Below are 18,239 nucleotides of genomic sequence, written 5' to 3'. Positions count from 1 at the left end.
ACACCATGGTCACCTACGGCACACCGTTCAGTGGGTTCTCCGTCGCCGACATCGCGGCGGCCAAGGCGTTCTATGCCGACGTCGTCGGGCTGGAGGTCGAAGAGTCTGAAGGCATGCTGCACATCGCCCTCGGCGACGGGCACCACGTGCTGGTCTATCCCAAGGGCGAGGCGCACGCGCCGGCGCCGTTCACGGTGCTCAACCTGCCGGTCGAAGACGTCTCGGCTGCCGTGAGGGAGCTCTCGGAGCGAGGTGTCTCGTTCGAGCGCTACGACGGGATGCCGCAGGACGAGGACGGCGTCATGAAGGTCAACGGACCCGACATCGCGTGGTTCACCGACCCGTCGGGCAACGTCTTCTCGGTCATCGGGGCGCCCGGCCCGGGACGGTGACGCCGGCTCGTGGTTGCGACAGCAGCACCAGCGGTGCCGTGAGCACGATCATCGCGACCCCGCCCAGCATGAGCTGCTCGGGTGAGATCGTGTTGAGCACCAGGGTGCTGAGCAGCGGCGCGGCGAAGCCGACATACGTCAGGCTGTAGAACACCGCGTTGAGCGTGCCGAGGTCGTCCGGCTGGGCCAAGCGCTCGATGGTCGTGAGCCCGCCGACCAGGATCAGTCCGTACGCCGTGCCGAGCAGCATGGCTGCGGGCACGACGAGCCAAGCGGCGCCCGACGAGGCGAGCACCAGGCCCGTGAGCAGCCCAGCGGCTGCGGCACCGAGACCCGCGCTGATGATCAAGCGCGGGTCGTGGAGCCGCTTGCCCAGGGGCTGCACCGCGACGCCGGTCCACAACGTGAGCCCGGTGAGTGCCCCGGTCACCGCGACGGGTGCGACGCCGATGTCGACGAAGGTCGGGATCGTCGCGAAGCTCGTCGCCGCGGCGCCGAACACCCATGGCGCGGTGAGCGTCACGCCGAGCAGGAACCGCCGGGACCGCATCGCCTGCCACACCTGCGACCTCCGGCGGCCCTCGTCCTTGCTCCTCGGCACGAACGGCTCAGGGGCGTGCCAGGCGAGGGCGAGGACGCCGACCATCAGCACGAGGTGCGGCACGTACGGCAGCACGGTGGGCCCGGGCAGCCATTGCGCAAAGACGCCCGCGACGAGTGGACCGGAGCCGAATCCGGCCGACAGGGCCAGCGCCGCTCGACGTGCGCCAGTGCCGGGCGGTCCGTCGGCCGACAGCTCCTTGACCCAGGCACTTCCGGGCGCGAACGCCGCGCCGGACGCGATGCCCGCGACCAGCCGACCGACGAGCAGCACTCCGAGATGACCGCCTCCGACGAGCAGGATGACCGTCCCGATGAACGACAGGACGAGCACGGGACGCATGACGCGGCGGCGGCCGATCCGGTCGGAGATCGGCGCGACGATCAGGAGTGCCGGGATGAGCCCCAGCGCGTACGCCCCGAACAACGCGGTGACGGCCTCGCTGGAGGCGCCATCGTGCTCGCGATAGACCAGCAGCATCGCGGCGAACTGATTGGCACCCCACCCGACAGCGAACAGGGCTGCGGCGACCCGCAGCCACGCAGGGAAGCGGCTCACGGACTCACTGTAGGGGCGCGACCTCGTGGTCAAACCGTACGGTCGGCGAGGTCGAGGCCGTAAAGCGCCTTGGCGCCGTCGATCTCGGGGACCAGGACCTGCCAACCGCGTCCGCCGTAGAGCCGCGCCGCGGCGCCGCCGTCGGGAGTCGTGGCGAGCAGGGCCTTCTGCTGAGGGAGCCCTTCGACGAGTCGGTCGTGCAGCAGACCCGCGATGCCTTGCCCGCGATGCTTCGGGTCGACCACGATGTCGACGAGCTCGAAGTGGTCGCCGACCCAGGTCTCGACGATGTCCGCCGGCGCTGCCCCGGAGAGCCAGTCGCTCCAGAACTGGCCGCGCTTGCCCGTGAACCCGTAGGCGTAACCGGAAGCCTCGCCGTCCGTCGTGGCCAGGATCAGGCGGAAGCCCGCCCGTCGCGAGTGCCGCCGGATCGTCGAGGTGACGAAGTTGTCGGCGTCGAGCTGGCTCTCGGGGAGGCTCGGATCGCCGTAGGCGGCGAGATAGATCGCGGCAAGGGCTTGGCGGATCTCGGCGTCGATCTGCTTGCGCGTCACGGCCTGCACGGTCGTCGTCATGACACTCTCAACCGGTTGCGGCGTGCATTCATTCCGATTCTCCTCAGATGTGCCGATGGTCGACCCGGGGCATGCGGGGCCCGCGTCGCTCGCGGGACGCGAACGGGCTCAGGCGGATCAGCTGGACGACCCTGAAACGGTGTGGCCGCCAGGGTTCCAGCACCTCGGCCAGCTCTGTGTCATCGATCGGGTGGCCGAGCAGCGCAGAGCCGACGTCCTTGGCGACGTGATAGTCGCCGAACGGCACGGCGTCGGAGTCGCCGAGCGCCCTGATGCCGACCTCGGCCGCGGTCCACACGCCGACTCCGGGGATGCTCCGCAGGCCGCGATAGACCGCTTGGTGATCGTCGGCGTGCGTCGTCGCGAGACGGTCGACTTGAGGGCCGACGCGGGCGCAGGCCTGCGCCGTCCGGGCGCGCTGCGGATCGACACCGGCGCGGTGCCACTCCCACGACGGGATCGCGGCCCACTGCTCGGCGGTGGGGAACACCCGCATGCCGGCAGGAGCCGGTCCGGGCGGCAGCTCGCCGAAGCGCAGGAGCAGCCGACGCCATGCGGCGAACGCGTCGAGGCCCACAACCTTCTGCTCGATGACGGCGGCGATCAGAGCCTCGAGCACGCGCCCCGTGCGTGGCGTGCGCAGGCCGGCGTGGCGGTGGAAGGCATCGACGACGACCGGGTGTCGGGGCTCGAATCCCGAGACGTCGTCCTCGGCGCCAACGAGGCCGGGGAGCCCCTCGAGCAGCTCCGCGGCGCCGGGACCCCAGGCCTCAGCGCGTACGAGCGAGGGGTCGGCCTGCTGCAGGACGTACGTGACCGGGCCGGTCGCCATGCGACTCGTGCGCCACAGGTGCCTGCCATCGCGCCGGGTCGTCGGATCGCCCTGACCCCGGCGGAGCAGGCTCAACGTCAGGCGTACGTCGACGGGGGAGTCGAGGCGCAGCTCGCGGGCGAGGGAGACCTGGGACGCCGCGACCATGAGCCCAGTGTGCCTGCCGCCACCGACGGCGTCAGACGAGGCGGCGGCGTCGTGGGCTCAACCAGGCCACGAGACGGCGCCACCACGGCGTCGGATCCGCCTCCGCCTCGTCTCGGCGGATCTGCTCGAGCACCGCCTTCTGGTGGGCGACCCGCGCGTCGCGGCGCTCCTGCCAGGCCGCGATCTCGCGGTCCACCTCACGCAAGGGGGTGATGACCGGGGGGCCGCCCTGGAGCTGGCGCCGCGCCTCGACGATGCGGGCGTTGAAGTCCTCGATCACCCGGCGAACGCCTTCGGGCGTGGTCTCGCGGTCGAGCGTCTCGTTCATGCGGGCGTCCTCGGTGCGCAGCGCCAGGGCCGGCGGGAGCACGCCCGTGATGCGCTCACGTTCGATGAGCCCCTTGAGCCACCAGTCGGGATCATGCGGAGCGTCGATGCCCGGGATCGGCTTGCCCGTGCCGGGGAGGTTCTCGAAGTCGCCGCGACGCATCGCCTGTTGGACCTGGAGCTCGACCCACTGGGCCTGGTTGGCGAGCCGGCGCTCGCGTGCCTCGACCTCGGACTCCTCGTCCTCGTGGTCCTGCGGCGCGGCCGCCTCCGCCTCGAGGCGCGCCCGGTACTCGTGCCGCTTGCGGTCGCGCGCGCTCATCGGGATCACTCCTTCAGGTCGTACGCCCAGCCTAACCGGCGCGCCTCAGCAGCACGACGCCGTCGACGAGGTCACTGAGCTCGCCGTGATGCATCGCCCTCCGCTCGCGGACCTCCGCCGTGACGACGGACCAGTCGGGGAACAACGCGACGACCTCCTCGGTCGTGAAGAGTCGTTCAGGGTGGTCCTTGCCGATGTGCGCCGACGGATAGTGGCCCACCACGAGCAGGTGTCCGCCCGGCGCAACGGCTGCACCGAGCCCTCGGTACGCCTGGGAGCGAGGTGGGTCCGGCAGGTGGAAGAACTGTGCGGACACCAGGTCGTACGTACTGCGCTGCGGGGGAGTGGCGACGAGGTCGGCCTGCTCGAACGCGATCCTGACGCCGGCCGCGGCGGCTTGGCTACGAGCCCGCTCGAGTGCCACACCGGAGAGGTCGACGGCGGTGACGTCCCAGCCCTGCTCGGCCAACCAGACGGCGTCTGCGCCCTCTCCGCACCCGGCATCGAGCGCCCTGCCAGGCGCCAGCATCTGGGCCTCGGCGACGAGCTGCGGGTTGGGCTCGCCGCTCCAGATCGACTTCCGCTCGGCATACCTGGCGTCCCACTCGGCGGCATCTGACGTCATGCCTCGACGCTATCGCGGCGAGCACCCCGGGGCGTACGAGACAGTGTGTGCGGTGTGGTTGACTCGGAAGCAGACACGTCGTCACTCCCATTCCACGAGGCAGCCATGACCGACCATCAGCTCATCGATCACATGGAGAAGCTCAGGTCCCGCCTGGAGGCTTGGCTTCGCGACCTGCCACCACGCGAGCGGCTCGACGAGCTCGGCACGGTCCACGAGACGTTGCAGGCGATGAACCGGATGGTCAGGACACTACGCCGTGACTCGCTCGTCGAGCTCGTCGACGAGTGGGGGATGACGCGGGTCAGCGCCGCCCTGGGCGTCTCGGAGGACCGGATCCTGCGCCTCATCGCCGATCCGGTTTCCTGACAGATTCTCGCCTTGCGGCTGCTCGAGAGATCGAGGCTGCAGGGTATTGCGGCCCGATGTGAGGCGGGTTACAGTGCAGATCCACAAACCGAACCGAATTCAGGTTCAGGATCTCACCGGCCACGCATCGCGCGGCGCACGAGGAAGCGAGACCGCGATGACCAGTCCGGCTGAAGAGCGAACCGAGATCTCCCAGAGGGTGCCGACGGGTTGTCCGGTGATCCACCTCGACGCCTCGGCGCCACTCGAGGCCGGTGCGCATTGGGAGAAGGCCAACGAGCTGCGCGAGACCAGCCCGGCGTTCTTCAACAGCCACGCGCAGGGCTACTGGGTCTTCACGCGCTACGACGAGGTCCGCGAGATGTACCAGCACCCCGAGATCTTCTCGAGCGAGTCGATCACCCCATGGGAGCCGGACCCGGTCTACCGCTTCGTCCCGACGCAGATCGACCCGCCAGACCATGCCAAGTACCGCCAGCTGATCAGCCGCTGGTTCGCGCCCAGTGCCGTCAACCGGATCACGCCGGAGGCCCAGGAGATCGGCCGCCGCCTCGTCGCCGACCTGGCGCCGAAGGGGGAGTGCGACTTCGTGGCCGACTTCGCGATGCGCCTGCCCACCGAGATCTTCCTGACGATCATCGGGGTGCCCAACTCCGACGCCGACCTGTTCGTGCCCTGGGTCGAGGACTTCTTCGCCGGCTTCGGCGGCGACCTCGAGCAGCAGGCGGCCATGGGCGCTGCCCTCGGCGGCATCCGTGGCTACTGGGAAGCGGCGCTGGAGGATCGCCGCCACGATCCTGCCCCCCGCGAGGACGACTTCGTCTCGCTCCTCCTCAACTCCGTGGTCGACGACGAGCCGCTCGGGGACGCGTTGATCCTCGACATCCTCACGGTCCTGGTGCTGGCGGGCCTCGACACGACGCGCGGCCAGCTCGGCTACCTGTTCCGGCACCTCGCCGAGAACCCGGCTGACCGGCAGCGCTTGATCGCCGAGCCCGAGCTCATCCCGACCGCGGTCGAGGAGTCGCTGCGGATGTACACGATCATCTTCGGCGACGGCCGGAAGGTGGCTCAGGACACCGAGTTCCACGGCTGCCCGCTCAGCAAGGGCGACATGGTCTACGGCCTCGTGTCCGGCGCCAACCGGGACCCCCGGGTCTACGAGAACCCCGACGAGTTCGTCGTGGACCGCAAGGCCAACAACCACCTCGGGTTCGCGGGTGGCCCCCACCGCTGCCTCGGCGCCCACCTCGCCCGCCGCGTGATGCAGGTCGCCGTCGAGGAGTGGCTGAAGGTCATCCCCGACTTCACCATCACGAGCGAGACACCCTTGATGGAGCGGGGCGGCGGCGCGATGATGACGCTGCTGAGCCTGCCCCTGACCTGGGAGGCCGCGTCATGAAGCTCACGGTCGACGTCTCCATCTGCCGTGGCCACGGTCGCTGCTACTCGCTGGCCGAGGGCCTGCTGTCGTACGACGAGGACGGCTACGTCACTCCGCGAGGTGAGGCCATCGACGTACCGGCCGACCAGGTGGACGACGCGCGCAATGCCGCGGACTCCTGTCCCGAAGGCGCGATCGACCTGCTTGAGGACTGAGGCGACTTCTCGTCACGGGTGACCCCGATCGCCAAGCTCCACAGCATCATCCGTAGCTCGGCCCGGCCGGCGGTGTCTTCGGCGCAGCTCATGCCAGCTCTTCCTTGAAGCCTTGGCGCCACGACGGGTAGCGCAGCTCCCAACCGAGCTCAGCCTTGGCCTTGGCGTTGGAGAACGCGCGACCCTCCGTCATCATCAACACGGCGACCGGGCCGGCGAGCAGGCGGGCCAGCCACACCGGCACGCGCATGGGTCGCTTCGCCCCGGCGCACTCCGCCAGGTAGGGCAGCCACTCGCTGGCGGGCGCCGGGTCGTCGTCGACGATGTTGAACACCCCTCGAGCCTTCTGCTCGATGGCCAGGACGGTTGCGCTCGCCGCGTCGTCGAGATGCACCCATGAGCTGTGACCGGCGCCGCTGCCGACCAGTGGGAACTGCCGCTTGCGGACCAGCTCGACCTGGTCGTCGGTGGCGCCGGGACCGTAGAACCCCCCGTAGCGCAGCACCGTTCCGTCCGCCTTGAGGACCGCGTCCTCGAGGTGCTGGACGGCCTTCATGCCGGGGTTCGCGACGGTGCCTGGCATCAGGTTGAGTGGGTCCGCCTCGGTCTTGACCCAGCCACCGGACTGCTCGCCGTTCCAGCTCCCGTAGCTCTGTGCCACCACGTGAGGCACGTTGTTGGCCTCGGCGGCGGCCAGCAGGTGGTCGATGCCCTCGGTGCGCAGCCGGTTCGTCGTGGCGAACCAGCGATCCATGTGCTTGATGTCCGGCTTGCCCGCGATGGCGGTCATCTGGTTCACGATCACGTCCGGCTTGGCGTCGGCGACGGCCTCGGCGACCGACGCCCCGTCCAGTCCGTCCATCACGACGCCCGCCGCCCCGAGCTGGTCGAGGAAGTCGAGCTTGGCCGCACTCGTCGTCGTCGCGGTCACGTCGTGACCTCGCGCCACGAGCTGCGGCACCAGTCGCCTCCCGAGAACTCCCGCTCCACCTGCCACGAACACGCGCATCGTCATCACCCTTCTCGTTGTCGAATCCGTCTCCTGAAGATGTGACGACGGAGCACTCTGGAACGTGACATGCAACCGCGCAACCGATGGTTGCGCATTGGATCTGGCGGTGCTAGGTTGACATGCAACCGATGGTTGCTATATCAGGAGGACGTATGGAGTACGCCAGCATCGACCGCGAGATCCACATCGACGCACCGCCGGAGGTCGTCTTCGAGGTGATCAGCACACCCGAGCACGTACGGGAGTGGTGGAGCGTGTCGACGGACTTCGAGCCGGCGCCGGGGTCGACGAGCGAGCTCGTGTGGGCCGACGGGGACAACCCGAGGGCTCATGTCGAGCAGCTGAGTGTCGTGGTCACCGATCCGCCGCGGGTGTTCAGCTTCCGCTGGACGAACCCGCCGGGGGAGAGCGCGGTCGAAGGCAACTCCAACCTCGTGACGTTCGAGCTGGAGCCGGCAGGCACCGGGACCCTGCTCCGGTTCAGCGAGACCGGCTTCCGGGAGCGTGGCTGGGAGGCCGCGGCGATCGAGGAGCGCTACCTCTCGCACAGCGAGGGCTGGGACCGCTTCGTGCCGATCATCAAGACGTACGCCGAACGGCTGGAGGCGGCATGACGACCGCCGTGGACGACGAGCTGTGGTCGGCGATCGGTGATCCGACGCGGCGACGCATGCTCGACCTGATGCTGCACGGCGACGGCACGGCCACGACGCTCAGCGAACAGCTGCCGGTGACCCGACAGGCCGTGGCGAAGCACCTCGGCGTGCTCGACCGGGTCGGGCTGGTGCAGGCCACCGCCGCGGGCCGCGAGAAGCGGTACCGCATCGACCAGGCGCAGTTCGCCCGCGCCGTCGCCCAGCTCAACGACGTCGGACGTACGTGGGATGCGCGACTCGGCCGGATCAAGCAGATCTCCGAGGCCATCGCCTCCAGGCGCACCACAGGAGGTTGAACGACGAGCCGGCCGCGCCCGCGGCCGCAAGATCAGAAGGAGAGAACCATGGTGGACATCCTGCATCGCGTGGGAATCACGACAACCCGAGAGGCGGTCTACGAAGCGCTGACCACGACGGACGGTCTGGCCGGCTGGTGGACGAGGGACGTGCACGGCGACGGTGATGCCGGCGGCGTGCTCCAGTTCCGTTTCGAGGGCGCGCCTGAGCCGAACGGGTTCGACATGAGCGTGCTGGAGGCCAAGGCAGCCGAGCGCGTGCTGTGGGAGGTCGTCGCGGGACCGGAGGAATGGATCGGCACGCACGTCAGCTGGGACCTCACGACCGAGGACGACTTCACGATCATCATGTTCGCCCATCGCGGCTGGAGCGAGCCCGGCGACTTCATGCACCACTGCAGCACCAAGTGGGCGACGTTCCTCATGAGCCTCAAGGCGTTGCTAGAGACCGGCGAGGGAGCACCGGCGCCTGACGACGAGCGCGTCAGCAACTGGCACTGAGGGTCAACCAGTCGGGTCGGCGAACCAGATCGTGCGGTGGGTCCACTGGCCGGGTCCGAGACGCTGCCCTGAGCAGACGATCAGCGCGATCTGGGGAACGCCGTCGCGGGCGTAGTAGGCCGGATAGCCCTTGCTCGCCAGCACCTCGACCCGCTTGCTGACGGTGTAGCAGAGCTCCGACCGGGCTCCACGGAGGACGATGCGATCGCCTTGGTGGAGCTTGTCGAGCATCACGTTGCCGACGGCGGAGCCATCGGGCCAGGTATGGGCATTGAGCAGGACATTTCCGCGGTCTGATCCAGGCTTGATGCCCGGCCGGTCCCACGCGAACGTCGACTTGGCCGAGGTCGGAGGGACACCCGGCACGTTGTTGCCGTCGCGGGGCAGCGCCAGCACATCGGCGTTCTTGACGACGTGCGGGATCGTGACGCTCGTCGGCGTGAACGGCGCGGTCGCCGGGCTGCCGCACGTGCTCGGCGACCGGGGGACAGCCACGGGCTGCAACGTGGGGGAGCCCATCGCGAACGGCCGGCCCGCATCGCCGGGCCTCAGCAGCCACGCCAAGGCGGCCGCCACCAGCAACGCGACGAGCAGCAGGACGACGGCGAGCCGCCTGGGCGCTGCGCTGCGGTGCTCGGCTGTCGTCATGTCTCAACGGTAGGCGCTGCTGCGGCGCGAGCGCAGGGCAATGCCATCCAGGGCGTCAACGCGGTGTCAGGACACAGAACTCGTTGCCATCGGGATCGGCCATGACGACCCAGCTGACGTCCTCGCCCTGACCGATGTCGATCCGCTTGGCGCCGAGCGTGATGAGGCGTTCGACCTCGGCCTCCTGATCAGTGCCGACCGGGGGAGCGATGTCCAGGTGGATGCGGTTCTTGCCGGTCTTCGGGTTGACCGGTGGCCCGCCCCACGACATCTTCGAGCCGCCCGCCGGCGACTGGATCGCGGTCTCCTCGTCCTGGTCCCAGACGAGCGGCCACCCCAGCGCCTCGCTCCAGAAGTAGCCGACCGCCTGGGTGCCGTCGCAGTTGATCGCACCGATGAAGGCGGTGTCGGCGAGGAAGTTGTTGCCTGCGGGGATGACGCAGAACTCATTGCCTTCGGGGTCGGCCAGCACGATGTGGCCCTCTTCGGGGGTCTGGCCGACGTCGAGGTGGGTCGCGCCGAGCTCGAGTGCCCTGGCGACGGTCCGCTGCTGGTCGTCCGGAGTGGCGCTCGTCAGGTCGAAGTGGGTCTGGTTGGGCCCGGTCTTCGGCTCCTGGGTGGGGTAGAAGGCGAGCCGATACGTCGTGCCGTCCGTCGGCACGAGCTGGAAGCCGTCGTCGTCCGCGACGGTGTCCCAGCCGAGCAGCGCGCCCCAGAACCGGGCCAGGCGCTCCGGATCGTTGGCGTCGAAGGTGACCGAGTCGAGGTTGGAGGTCATGTGATCGAACGTATCAACCCCGAGGCGCGAGCGTCATTCGTCGGGCTGCGGCCGTGCGACAGGCAGCCGTACGGTCACGGTGAGGCCGCCACCAGCCCTAGGTGCGAGGCTGAGCGAGCCGTCGTGCGCCTGCGTGATGCTCTTGACGATGGCCAGTCCGAGCCCGACGCCGGCATGGTCGCTGCGGGCGCGTTCTGTGCCGCGTTGGAACGGCTCCGTGAGCGTTGGGACGACCTGTGACGTCAGCTGCTGGCCGGTGTTCTCGACCGTCAGCACCGCGCTCCGGTGGTCGACCGCAGTCGTGACCCACACGGTGCCCTGATCGGACAGGTTGTGGACGATCGCGTTGTGCACGAGGTTGACCGTCATCTGGAGCAGCAGGGCGTGCGACCCGATCGTGGACGTGGTCTCGCCGGACACCTTGATGATGAGCCCGCGCTCCTCGGCGAGCGAGAGGAGCGTCTCGGTGGCCTCCTCCGCGAGCAGGGACAGGTCGACGCGCTCCCTGGTGAAGGACCTCCGGTCGGCGCGGCTGAGCAGCAGCAGGGCCTCGGTGAGGTCGATCGCCCGGGCGTTGACGAAGTGAAGCCGTTCGACCAGCTCACGATCGTCGTGGTCCGGGTCGTTGCGTGCCACCTCCAGCAGGGTCTGGGTGATCGCCAGCGGGGTGCGCAGCTCGTGGGAGGCGTTCGCTGCGAAGCGTTGCTGCTCGGCGACCTGGGCCTCGAGACGCGCGAGCATGGTGTCGAAGCTGTCGGCGAGCTCCCGGAACTCGTCCGTGCGTCCCTCGAGCCGGATCCGGTGGGACAGCGAGCCCTCGGCCGCCAGGCGAGTGGCATGCGTGAGTCGAGACAGCGGGGCGAGCATGCGGCCCGCGAGCAGCCAGCCACCCACCAGTCCGACCAGGAGCAGGAAGGCCATGGCCCAGGCTGCCTTGGGCGCGAAGGCACGTACGAGGTCCGAGCGGTTGGGCACGGGCTGCCCGTCGGTGATGATCACGTCAGGGACGTAGCGCAGGAGGAACACCCAGACGACGGCGAGCAGCATGCCGCCGGCGACCGTCAGGAACGCGGCATAGCTGAGGGTGAGCTTGAGCCGGACGCTCAGGCCCGGACTCCTATCCATGCTCGACGAGTCCGTCGTCGGGAGCCGTGTCGATGCGGTATCCGACGCCGGGGACGGTCGCGATGACCCACGGCTCGCCGAGGCGCTTGCGCAGCGCCGAGACCGTGATGCGTACGGCGTTGGTGAACGGGTCGGCGTTCTCGTCCCACGCGCGCTCGAGCAGGTCCTCAGCGCTGACGACGCCGCCCTCCGCAGCGATCAGGACCTCGAGCACCGCGAACTGCTTGCGGGTCAGGGCGACGTAGCGACCGTTGCGAAAGACCTCACGACGGAACGGGTCGAGGCGCAGCCCGGCGATCTCGCGTACGGGCGGCCGGCTGTAGCCGCGCCTGCGGTCGAGGGCGCGGAGCCTCAGCACGAGCTCCTGCAGCTCGAACGGCTTGGTGAGGTAGTCGTCGGCGCCGAGCTCGAACCCGGACGCCTTCTCGTCGAGCCGGTCGGCGGCCGTCAGCATCAGGATCGGCATGCCGCTGCCGGACGCGACGATGCTCTCCGCGACGGCATCGCCCGACGGCCCCGGGATGTCACGGTCGAGGACCGCGATGTCGTACGCGTTGATGCTCAGCATCTCCAGCGCGGTGTCGCCATCTCCGGCGATGTCAGCGGCGATGGCCTCGAGCCGCAATCCGTCGCGAATCGCGTCGGCCATGTAGGGCTCGTCCTCGACGATCAAGACACGCATTCCTCGATGCTACGAGCCGGACCGTATCGTCCGCGTATTGAACTCGACATACGTGCTGGCAACGCTGGACTTCCTTGACTGGTGGCATGACCACCACCACGCGCCGGACCCGGTCGACGGTCCTCGCCGCCCTCGTGATCCTGAGCGCGGCGCTCGTCGCCGACATCGGCTATCAGTCGTTCAACGCCTCGTCCTCGTCGGCGAGCCCGACCCTCGACACCGTGCGGCGTCTCACCGGACGTCATGCGCTCGGCGTCGCGGACGGACGGGTGCCGGACGGCACGACGGTGTTCGACGACGACGTCCCAGCGGTCGCCGAGCTGGACGGCGATCTCCGGGCTGCCCTCCGGCGCGCTGCGTCGCACTCCGGCATCAGGTTCGAGGTCAGCAGCGGCTGGCGCTCCAAGGCGTACCAGGCCAAGCTGCTCCGCGATGCGGTCTCGAAGTACGGGTCGACGGACGAGGCCGCCCGGTGGGTCGCCACCCCCGACACCTCGCCGCACGTGACCGGCGACGCGATCGACATCGCCGGCACGGATGGCATGGTCTGGCTCTCCGACCGGGGCGCGGCGTACGGACTCTGCCAGATCTACGACAACGAGCCCTGGCACTACGAGCTGCGACCGGACGCGGTCTGGGACGGCTGCCCCACCAGGTACGCCGACCCGACGCACGACCCGCGGATGCAGCGTTGACGGTGGCGTGCGTCCTAGGTGCGTCTGCGGATCCGATCGACCAGGTCTCCCAGCACCGTGACGAGCACGGCCGTCAGCACGACGCTGACCACCGACACCGCCAACGTCAGGGCGGCCAGCACGATCAACGTCTCGCGCCCTGCAGCGTGCGGTCCACCAGACGATCGATGACCTCGGCGAGCGGCAGACCGGCGGCGGCCATCATGCGGGGATAGCGGCTGTACGACGTCAGGCCGGGTAGCGTGTTGACCTCGTTGAGCACGACGGTGCCGTCGTCCTTGAGGAACATGTCGACGCGGGCCAGACCCGTGCAGCCGAGGGCGCGATAGATCCGCTTCGCGGTCTCCTGCACGAGAGCCCGCGCGTCCTCGGAGATGTCGGCGGGCACGATCGGGGTCGAGTTGTCGGAGCCGCGTTCGGGCTCGGCTTCCTGGTGGATCCGGAAGAAGCCGTGCGTCAGCGCGATGCGATCGACCTCGCCGGCGACCAGGCCGAATCGTTCGCTCAGGATCGCGCAGCCGACCTCGCTGCCGACGACGGCCTCTTCGATCAGCACCTTGGAGTCGTACTGCTTGGCCGTGACGACCGCGCTCAGCAGCTCGGTCCTCGACGACACCTTGCTGACGCCGAACGAGGAGCCCGAGCGGGCCGGCTTCACAAAGACCGGATAGGTCAGTCCTTCGGGCTCGATGTTCTCGTTCGCGGCGACGACCCAGTGACTCGGCGTGGCGATGCCGGCGGCGGCCGCCACGACGTACGCGAGGGACTTGTCCATGCACAGGGCCGAGCTCGGCACGTCGCACCCGACGTACGGGATGCCGGTCAGCTCCAGCAGTCCCTGGATCGCGCCGTCCTCGCCCTGCGTGCCGTGGAGCACCGGGAAGACCACGTCCAGCGGGATCGTCCGGTACGAGTTGCCGTCCAGCACGAGCAGGCCGCGGGTCGAGCTGTCGGGCGAGAGCATCGCGGGGGTGCCGGCAGTCTCCCAGCCGGGCTCCGGCCCGTCGCACAACGTCCACGCGCCGCTGGTCGTGATCCCGACGTAGAACGGCTCGTACCTCTCCGGGTCGAGGTTCTTGGAAACCTCCTGCGCGGACTTGACGGAGATGAGGTGCTCCTCGGACGAGCCGCCGAACAGCACGGCGATCTTGAGTCTGGTCATGGGTTTCCGTTCTCGTAGGTCAGGCAGTGCGCCAGGGAGTCCTCGACGGCATCGGCCAGGGCGTGGTCGGTGAAGTAGGCGGTGTGCGGACTGATCAGCACGTTGGGCAGCTCCTGCAGCCGCGCCAGAGGAGTGCTTGCGAGGGGACGCTCGCGGCAGTCGGCATAGAACACGCCCTCCTCGCCCTCCACGACGTCGAGAGCCACGCCGGCGAGGTGCCCGGCCTCGAGGGCGGCGAGCAGCGCCGCGTTGTCGACGAGCGGGCCGCGGCCGGTGTTGACGATGACGGCACCGGGCTTCATCTGCTCGAGCCGGCGAGCGTCGAGCAGGTGGTGGGTGGCGGGCGTGAGCGGGGTGTGGAGCGTGACCACGTCGCTCACCCGGATCAGCTCGTCGAACGTGACGTAGTCCGCTCTCGTTGCGGGGGAGACGTCGTGCGCGATGATCCGGCTGCCGAATCCGCGCAGCCGGTCGATCACCGCAGCGCCGATGCGCCCGGTCCCGACGACCCCGACGGTCAGGTCGCGCAGCTCCCGGCCAGGAGTGTCGTGCAGCCGGTAGTCGCGAAGGTCGGCGCGGCGTACGACCGACGTGGCGTGGCGCAGGGCCATCAACATCAGCATCACCGTGTAGTCCGCGACGCTGTCGGGGGAGTACGCGACGGTGCCGACCGTCACGCCGATGCTCTCCGCGTACGCCACGTCGATGTGGTTGTCGCCGATGCTCCGGGTCGAGACGTACTCGACGCCCACCCCGTTGAGCGCGAGGAGCAACGAGTCGTCGATCCGTGACTTGTGGCCCACGCTGATGCACCGGTTGCCTGCTGCGAGTCCGACGTTGCCCGCGGTCACCGCTTCGTCGGTGATCGTGGGCGTCACGCCGAAGCGGGGCGACAGCTCACGAAACAGCGTGGCTTCGTGCGGCCCGCATCCGAAAGCCGTGACGCCAGTGGTCACGCGGTCGGTTCGCAGGCGGCGTACGGCAGCTCGTACGGGTGGCCGCTGGATCATGCGTCAACTCAACGCGGCCGGCCGTTGCCCGTACGTATGCGGTTTTCGATATGCCGACGATATGTGACCGGTGCCTATCGTCGGCATATCGATTTCCCGATACGGGCCGGCAACAGCGCGATTCCTTGACTGGGACCATGAACAGTCAAAGTGACTTCGCCTATGTCGACGAACTGGTCCCGGGTATCCGATGGGACGCGAAGTACGCGACGTGGGACAACTTCACCGGCAAGCCCGTCGATGGCTATGAGGCCAACCGCATCGTCGGCACGTCGGCCCTGTGTGCTGCGCTGGAGGCCGCACGGGACAAGCTCGCTGCCCGGGGCTTCGGGCTGCTGATCTGGGACGGCTATCGCCCCCAGCGTGCTGTCGATGCCTTCCTGCGCTGGTCACGACTGCCCGAGGACGGCCGGACCAAGGCCAGGCACTACCCGAACATCGATCGGGCCGACATGTTCGACCAGGGCTACGTCGCCGCCAGGTCGGGCCACAGCCGGGGGAGCACGGTCGACCTCACGCTCTTCGACCTGCGAACGGGGGAGCTGACGTCCATGGGCGGCGACCATGACCTGATGGATCCGGTCTCGCATCATGATGCTCCGGGGACCCCACCGCTCGAGGCCGCCAACCGTCGGCACCTGCGGTCCGTCATGGAGACCTGCGGCTTCACCGCGTACGCCTGCGAGTGGTGGCACTACACGCTGACGGACGAGCCGTATCCGGACACGTACTTCAACTTCCCGGTCGCGTGAAGCACACTCCACCGTGCGTCGCACGAGGCATTTCGGGACAGCCTGTTGACATTGATTCGAAGTCAACATGAGATCGTGATGTCACACATCGCCTTGTGGTGGACACTCCTAGGTATGCAGGAGCTCTCGTGAACGTATCTGCGCCGCGACGGCGCACCATTCTGGGGATCGCGCCGTTCGCCATCGCCACGGTCGCAGCCTTGCTGGCTGCGCCTGCGGGACGGGCCACAGCCATGGACGACGACGTAGCGATCCGCGCCCATGCGGCGAACGTGAGCGGATCGGCGGACCTGTCGGACGTCGTCTTCCTAGCGCCCGCGCGCGAGACCGAGCCCGAGCCCAGGGGAGTGGTGGTCGAGGAACCAGACAAGACCGCTGCTCCTGACAGCGCTGAGCTCGCCATCTCACACGTGGTGATGGTCGCGAACGCCGATGGATCCGCGACGCTCTCGGCGACGTTCACGGGCGGGCGCGAGTCGATGGCGCTGCAGGCGGTGTCCATCAGCACCACGGCGGGGGAGCTCGACGTGGCGAGCACCCAGATGTGGCTGCCAGTACTTCCTGGAAAGGTCAGCAGGGCCGGAGACGCGTCGGACGCCGGCGGATTCGTCGTGCCGCACGGGTTGGCGCCCGGCCAGGTCGTCCGCGTGCAGTTCCAGTTCGACAACGGGACATGCGCGGCGCTCGAGGCTGAGACGGTGCCGCGGACCAAGGCCTACGACGAGGTGTTCCCGACGGACGGCCGGAAGCTGGGGCCCGGCCGGCCGACAGCGTTCAAGGCGGGATGTCCCGAGGCGTAGTCCTGCAGCGTCGGTTGCCCCACCAGGAGGGCTAATCAGCCGTGAAGGGGATTGAGCACCTGGTAGAGCGCGTGGTCCTGCCATCGTCCGGCGATCTCGAGGTAGCTGGGAGCCAGCCCGAATCGGACGAAGCCGTTCTTCTCCAGAACCCGTTGCGACCGGACGTTGTGGGCCAAGGTGCCTGCCTCGATCCGGTGCAGCCCGAGCTGGCCGAACGCCAGCTCCTTGATCTCGCTGAGGGCAGCGGTGGCGAGCCCGCGGCCGTTCGCATGCTCGCTCACCCAGTAGCCGACGCCGCAGGACTGGAACGGGCCACGCACGATGTTGCCGATGTTGATGCGGCCGACGATGTCGCCAGCGTCGTCGAGAATCACGTGCGGGTAGGTCAGCCCCTGCTCGTACCGGTCGAGAGCCTCCTCGACGACCACGCGTTGTCCGTCGATCGAGAAGTAGTCGACGCCACGTTCCGGCTCCCAGGGCGCCAGGAAGTCGCGATTCGCACCGAAGAGCTCCGCGAGCGCAGGTATGTCGTCAAGACTCAGCAGGCGGATGGTGTTCATCTCCGCGGGGCTGCGGAACGAATTGCGGTGAGGGCCGCCGTGTACGGGTCGGCGGAATCGCGGACGAGCTCCCCGTCGCTGAGCAGCAGGACAGACATGCTGGCGTGGTCGCCGCCGAATATCCGGGCGGCAAGCAAGGCCCGCTCCCAGCGAAGCACCAGCTCGACACCAAAGGCGTAGTCAGGACCGCCGTGGCCGGCGAAGACCTGGAAACGTCCGATCCCGGCCATCGTGGCCAGCTGTGCACGGATCTTGCCGAACTCCAGAGGATCTCGAGCGCCTTCTGTGAACGACGCAACGAACAGGCGGGCCGCGAGAACGTCCTTGTCCTCGCCGACCAATGTGCCCAACTTGTCATCGACAGGCTTACTCATAGCCGAACGCTACCAAGCGACCGCGCGAGGAGTGGGTGGAGCCGACCGGGAGGCGTTCTCAGCGCCAGTTGACATAATGTGCATTATCGGACAAGCGCATAGGGCGAGAAATCGAGCTAGGCGGGCTTGCTGACGGCCATCCTGGCGGCGAAGAATCCCAAGAGCGTTCCGGACGCATAACGCTGCGTCCGGAGCGCGCGAGGATGCTGGGCCAGATGTCCGGCGAGTGCCGCAGCGGTGAACACGATCAGGCCGTTGACCGCGACACCGACGACGATCTGCGCGCTGCCGAGCTGGAGGAACTGCCACCAGGCGGCTCCCAGCGCCGGATCGATGAACTGCGGGATCAGGGCGGCGTACAGCAGCGCGATCTTGGGGTTCAGGAGATTCGTGAGCAGTCCCATGCCGAACAGCCGCGCCGATGAATGTGGATCGAGCTGACGAGGCTCGAACGGCGAGACGCCGCCAGGACGCAGGATCTGCCACGCCAGCCACGCGAGGTAGGCCGCGCCCAGGAGCTTCACGACGTGATACGCCTCGGGCACGGCGGCGAACAGCGCAGACAGACCGGCTGCGGCGGCAATCAGATAGGCCACGAACCCGAGCGCGACGCCAGCGAGAGACACGAACCCGGCGCGCCTCCCCTGCGAGATCGCTCGCGATGTCAGGTAGACCATGTTGGGACCCGGAATGAGCACCATCCCCAGCTCCAGTACGGCGACCCCGAGCAACGAGGTGAGCGAGACGAGTTCCACGCCATCAAAGTACCGGCCCAGTGCCGGCCTCTGCGTGCCGGGATGGGTGACATCGTCGGCCTGTGATGGTGCCCATGCGCTCTATG

The 18,239-nt window shown here is 68.7% G+C and carries 25 protein-coding genes; 10 read left to right on the top strand and 15 right to left on the bottom strand.

Going from position 1 to position 18,239, the window contains the following annotated elements:
- Positions 1–5 precede the first annotated feature (5 nt).
- Complete coding sequence (locus ASC61_RS17090; RefSeq protein ID WP_056213969.1) at positions 6–392, top strand: VOC family protein; 387 nt, start codon at positions 6–8, stop codon at positions 390–392.
- Here the strand turns inward: ASC61_RS17090 and ASC61_RS17085 are convergent.
- The 5 genes from ASC61_RS17085 to ASC61_RS17065 are packed head-to-tail and all read right to left on the bottom strand — an operon-like array spanning position 364 to position 4,379.
- Positions 364–1,551, bottom strand: a complete 1,188-nt coding sequence (locus ASC61_RS17085; RefSeq protein ID WP_056213965.1) for an MFS transporter — start codon at positions 1,549–1,551, stop codon at positions 364–366. The genes ASC61_RS17090 and ASC61_RS17085 overlap by 29 nt on opposite strands.
- Before the next feature lie 29 nt (positions 1,552–1,580).
- The gene (locus tag ASC61_RS17080) at positions 1,581–2,126 is read right to left on the bottom strand and encodes a GNAT family N-acetyltransferase (protein WP_056213962.1); all 546 of its coding nucleotides are present in this window, start codon (positions 2,124–2,126) and stop codon (positions 1,581–1,583) included.
- A 43-nt stretch (positions 2,127–2,169) separates the two neighbouring features.
- Positions 2,170–3,105 carry a DNA-3-methyladenine glycosylase family protein gene (locus ASC61_RS17075; RefSeq protein ID WP_056213961.1) on the bottom strand — a complete coding sequence of 312 codons (936 nt, stop codon included), beginning with the start codon at positions 3,103–3,105 and terminating at the stop codon, positions 2,170–2,172.
- Positions 3,106–3,136: 31 nt separating this feature from the next.
- Positions 3,137–3,754 carry a J-domain-containing protein gene (locus ASC61_RS17070; RefSeq protein ID WP_056213958.1) on the bottom strand — a complete coding sequence of 206 codons (618 nt, stop codon included), beginning with the start codon at positions 3,752–3,754 and terminating at the stop codon, positions 3,137–3,139.
- A gap of 31 nt (positions 3,755–3,785) precedes the next feature.
- Positions 3,786–4,379, bottom strand: a complete 594-nt coding sequence (locus ASC61_RS17065; RefSeq protein ID WP_056213956.1) for a class I SAM-dependent methyltransferase — start codon at positions 4,377–4,379, stop codon at positions 3,786–3,788.
- A 105-nt stretch (positions 4,380–4,484) separates the two neighbouring features.
- Between ASC61_RS17065 and ASC61_RS17060 the strand changes: the two genes are divergently transcribed.
- The 3 genes from ASC61_RS17060 to ASC61_RS17050 all read left to right on the top strand — a co-directional run bounded on the left by ASC61_RS17060 (position 4,485) and on the right by ASC61_RS17050 (position 6,347).
- A complete protein-coding gene (locus ASC61_RS17060) occupies positions 4,485–4,748 on the top strand; it encodes a hypothetical protein (RefSeq protein ID WP_056213953.1) in 264 nt (87 codons plus the stop codon).
- Between the two features lie 157 nt (positions 4,749–4,905).
- On the top strand, positions 4,906–6,150 hold the full coding sequence (locus ASC61_RS17055; RefSeq protein WP_157439543.1) for a cytochrome P450: 1,245 nt from the start codon (positions 4,906–4,908) through the stop codon (positions 6,148–6,150).
- A complete protein-coding gene (locus ASC61_RS17050) occupies positions 6,147–6,347 on the top strand; it encodes a ferredoxin (protein WP_056213948.1) in 201 nt (66 codons plus the stop codon). The genes ASC61_RS17055 and ASC61_RS17050 overlap by 4 nt, the downstream gene beginning before the upstream one ends.
- Positions 6,348–6,435: 88 nt before the next feature.
- Here ASC61_RS17050 and ASC61_RS17045 read toward each other — a convergent pair whose 3' ends face one another.
- Positions 6,436–7,362 (bottom strand): NAD-dependent epimerase/dehydratase family protein, encoded by a 927-nt coding sequence (locus ASC61_RS17045; RefSeq protein ID WP_235503585.1) that lies wholly within the window; start codon positions 7,360–7,362, stop codon positions 6,436–6,438.
- Positions 7,363–7,511: 149 nt separating this feature from the next.
- Here ASC61_RS17045 and ASC61_RS17040 point away from each other — a divergent pair, with 149 nt between their 5' ends.
- The 3 genes from ASC61_RS17040 (at position 7,512) to ASC61_RS17030 (ending at position 8,812) form a co-directional block, all read left to right on the top strand.
- Complete coding sequence (locus ASC61_RS17040) at positions 7,512–7,973, top strand: SRPBCC domain-containing protein (protein ID WP_056213946.1); 462 nt, start codon at positions 7,512–7,514, stop codon at positions 7,971–7,973.
- Entirely contained in the window at positions 7,970–8,311 is a 342-nt protein-coding gene (locus tag ASC61_RS17035; RefSeq protein WP_056213942.1) for an ArsR/SmtB family transcription factor, read from the top strand. The genes ASC61_RS17040 and ASC61_RS17035 overlap by 4 nt, the downstream gene beginning before the upstream one ends.
- A 69-nt stretch (positions 8,312–8,380) precedes the next feature.
- Positions 8,381–8,812: an SRPBCC family protein gene (locus ASC61_RS17030; RefSeq protein ID WP_235503584.1), complete on the top strand. Its 432-nt coding sequence runs from the start codon at positions 8,381–8,383 to the stop codon at positions 8,810–8,812.
- 3 nt (positions 8,813–8,815) lie between these two features.
- Here ASC61_RS17030 and ASC61_RS17025 read toward each other — a convergent pair whose 3' ends face one another.
- Genes ASC61_RS17025 through ASC61_RS17010 form a run of 4 tightly spaced genes read right to left on the bottom strand, consistent with a single transcriptional unit; the run spans position 8,816 to position 12,045 of the window.
- A complete protein-coding gene (locus ASC61_RS17025) occupies positions 8,816–9,460 on the bottom strand; it encodes a class F sortase (protein ID WP_056213936.1) in 645 nt (214 codons plus the stop codon).
- 55 nt (positions 9,461–9,515) lie between these two features.
- A complete protein-coding gene (locus ASC61_RS17020) occupies positions 9,516–10,238 on the bottom strand; it encodes a VOC family protein (protein WP_056213934.1) in 723 nt (240 codons plus the stop codon).
- A 33-nt stretch (positions 10,239–10,271) separates the two neighbouring features.
- Positions 10,272–11,363 carry a sensor histidine kinase gene (locus ASC61_RS17015; protein WP_056213931.1) on the bottom strand — a complete coding sequence of 364 codons (1,092 nt, stop codon included), beginning with the start codon at positions 11,361–11,363 and terminating at the stop codon, positions 10,272–10,274.
- Positions 11,356–12,045: a response regulator transcription factor gene (locus tag ASC61_RS17010; RefSeq protein ID WP_056213928.1), complete on the bottom strand. Its 690-nt coding sequence runs from the start codon at positions 12,043–12,045 to the stop codon at positions 11,356–11,358. The genes ASC61_RS17015 and ASC61_RS17010 overlap by 8 nt, the downstream gene beginning before the upstream one ends.
- An 86-nt stretch (positions 12,046–12,131) precedes the next feature.
- On the opposite strand from ASC61_RS17010, the gene ASC61_RS17005 reads away from it, so the two are divergent.
- Entirely contained in the window at positions 12,132–12,740 is a 609-nt protein-coding gene (locus ASC61_RS17005; RefSeq protein ID WP_056213925.1) for a M15 family metallopeptidase, read from the top strand.
- A 124-nt stretch (positions 12,741–12,864) separates the two neighbouring features.
- Here the strand turns inward: ASC61_RS17005 and vanA are convergent, their stop codons facing one another.
- Positions 12,865–13,902 (bottom strand): D-alanine--(R)-lactate ligase, encoded by a 1,038-nt coding sequence (gene vanA / locus ASC61_RS17000; RefSeq protein ID WP_056213921.1) that lies wholly within the window; start codon positions 13,900–13,902, stop codon positions 12,865–12,867.
- A complete protein-coding gene (locus tag ASC61_RS16995) occupies positions 13,899–14,912 on the bottom strand; it encodes an NAD(P)-dependent oxidoreductase (RefSeq protein WP_082530733.1) in 1,014 nt (337 codons plus the stop codon). Before ASC61_RS16995 ends, vanA begins: the two co-directional genes overlap by 4 nt.
- Positions 14,913–15,049: 137 nt before the next feature.
- On the opposite strand from ASC61_RS16995, the gene vanX reads away from it, so the two are divergent.
- Entirely contained in the window at positions 15,050–15,664 is a 615-nt protein-coding gene (vanX, locus tag ASC61_RS16990; RefSeq protein ID WP_056213919.1) for a D-Ala-D-Ala dipeptidase VanX, read from the top strand.
- Between the two features lie 128 nt (positions 15,665–15,792).
- The gene (locus ASC61_RS16985) at positions 15,793–16,464 is read left to right on the top strand and encodes a hypothetical protein (RefSeq protein ID WP_157439542.1); all 672 of its coding nucleotides are present in this window, start codon (positions 15,793–15,795) and stop codon (positions 16,462–16,464) included.
- A gap of 35 nt (positions 16,465–16,499) precedes the next feature.
- Here ASC61_RS16985 and ASC61_RS16980 read toward each other — a convergent pair whose 3' ends face one another.
- The 3 genes from ASC61_RS16980 to ASC61_RS16970 all read right to left on the bottom strand — a co-directional run bounded on the left by ASC61_RS16980 (position 16,500) and on the right by ASC61_RS16970 (position 18,153).
- The gene (locus ASC61_RS16980; RefSeq protein ID WP_056213914.1) at positions 16,500–17,024 is read right to left on the bottom strand and encodes a GNAT family N-acetyltransferase; all 525 of its coding nucleotides are present in this window, start codon (positions 17,022–17,024) and stop codon (positions 16,500–16,502) included.
- On the bottom strand, positions 17,021–17,398 hold the full coding sequence (locus ASC61_RS16975) for a hypothetical protein (protein ID WP_056213912.1): 378 nt from the start codon (positions 17,396–17,398) through the stop codon (positions 17,021–17,023). The genes ASC61_RS16980 and ASC61_RS16975 overlap by 4 nt, the downstream gene beginning before the upstream one ends.
- A gap of 116 nt (positions 17,399–17,514) precedes the next feature.
- On the bottom strand, positions 17,515–18,153 hold the full coding sequence (locus tag ASC61_RS16970; protein WP_235503583.1) for a LysE family translocator: 639 nt from the start codon (positions 18,151–18,153) through the stop codon (positions 17,515–17,517).
- Positions 18,154–18,239 lie beyond the last annotated feature (86 nt).

The organism is Aeromicrobium sp. Root344, from assembly GCF_001425755.1.
Taxonomy (GTDB): Bacteria; Actinomycetota; Actinomycetes; order Propionibacteriales; family Nocardioidaceae; genus Aeromicrobium.
Note: the sequence above shows the minus strand (reverse complement) of the source record. Positions and strands in the feature narration are given on the sequence as shown.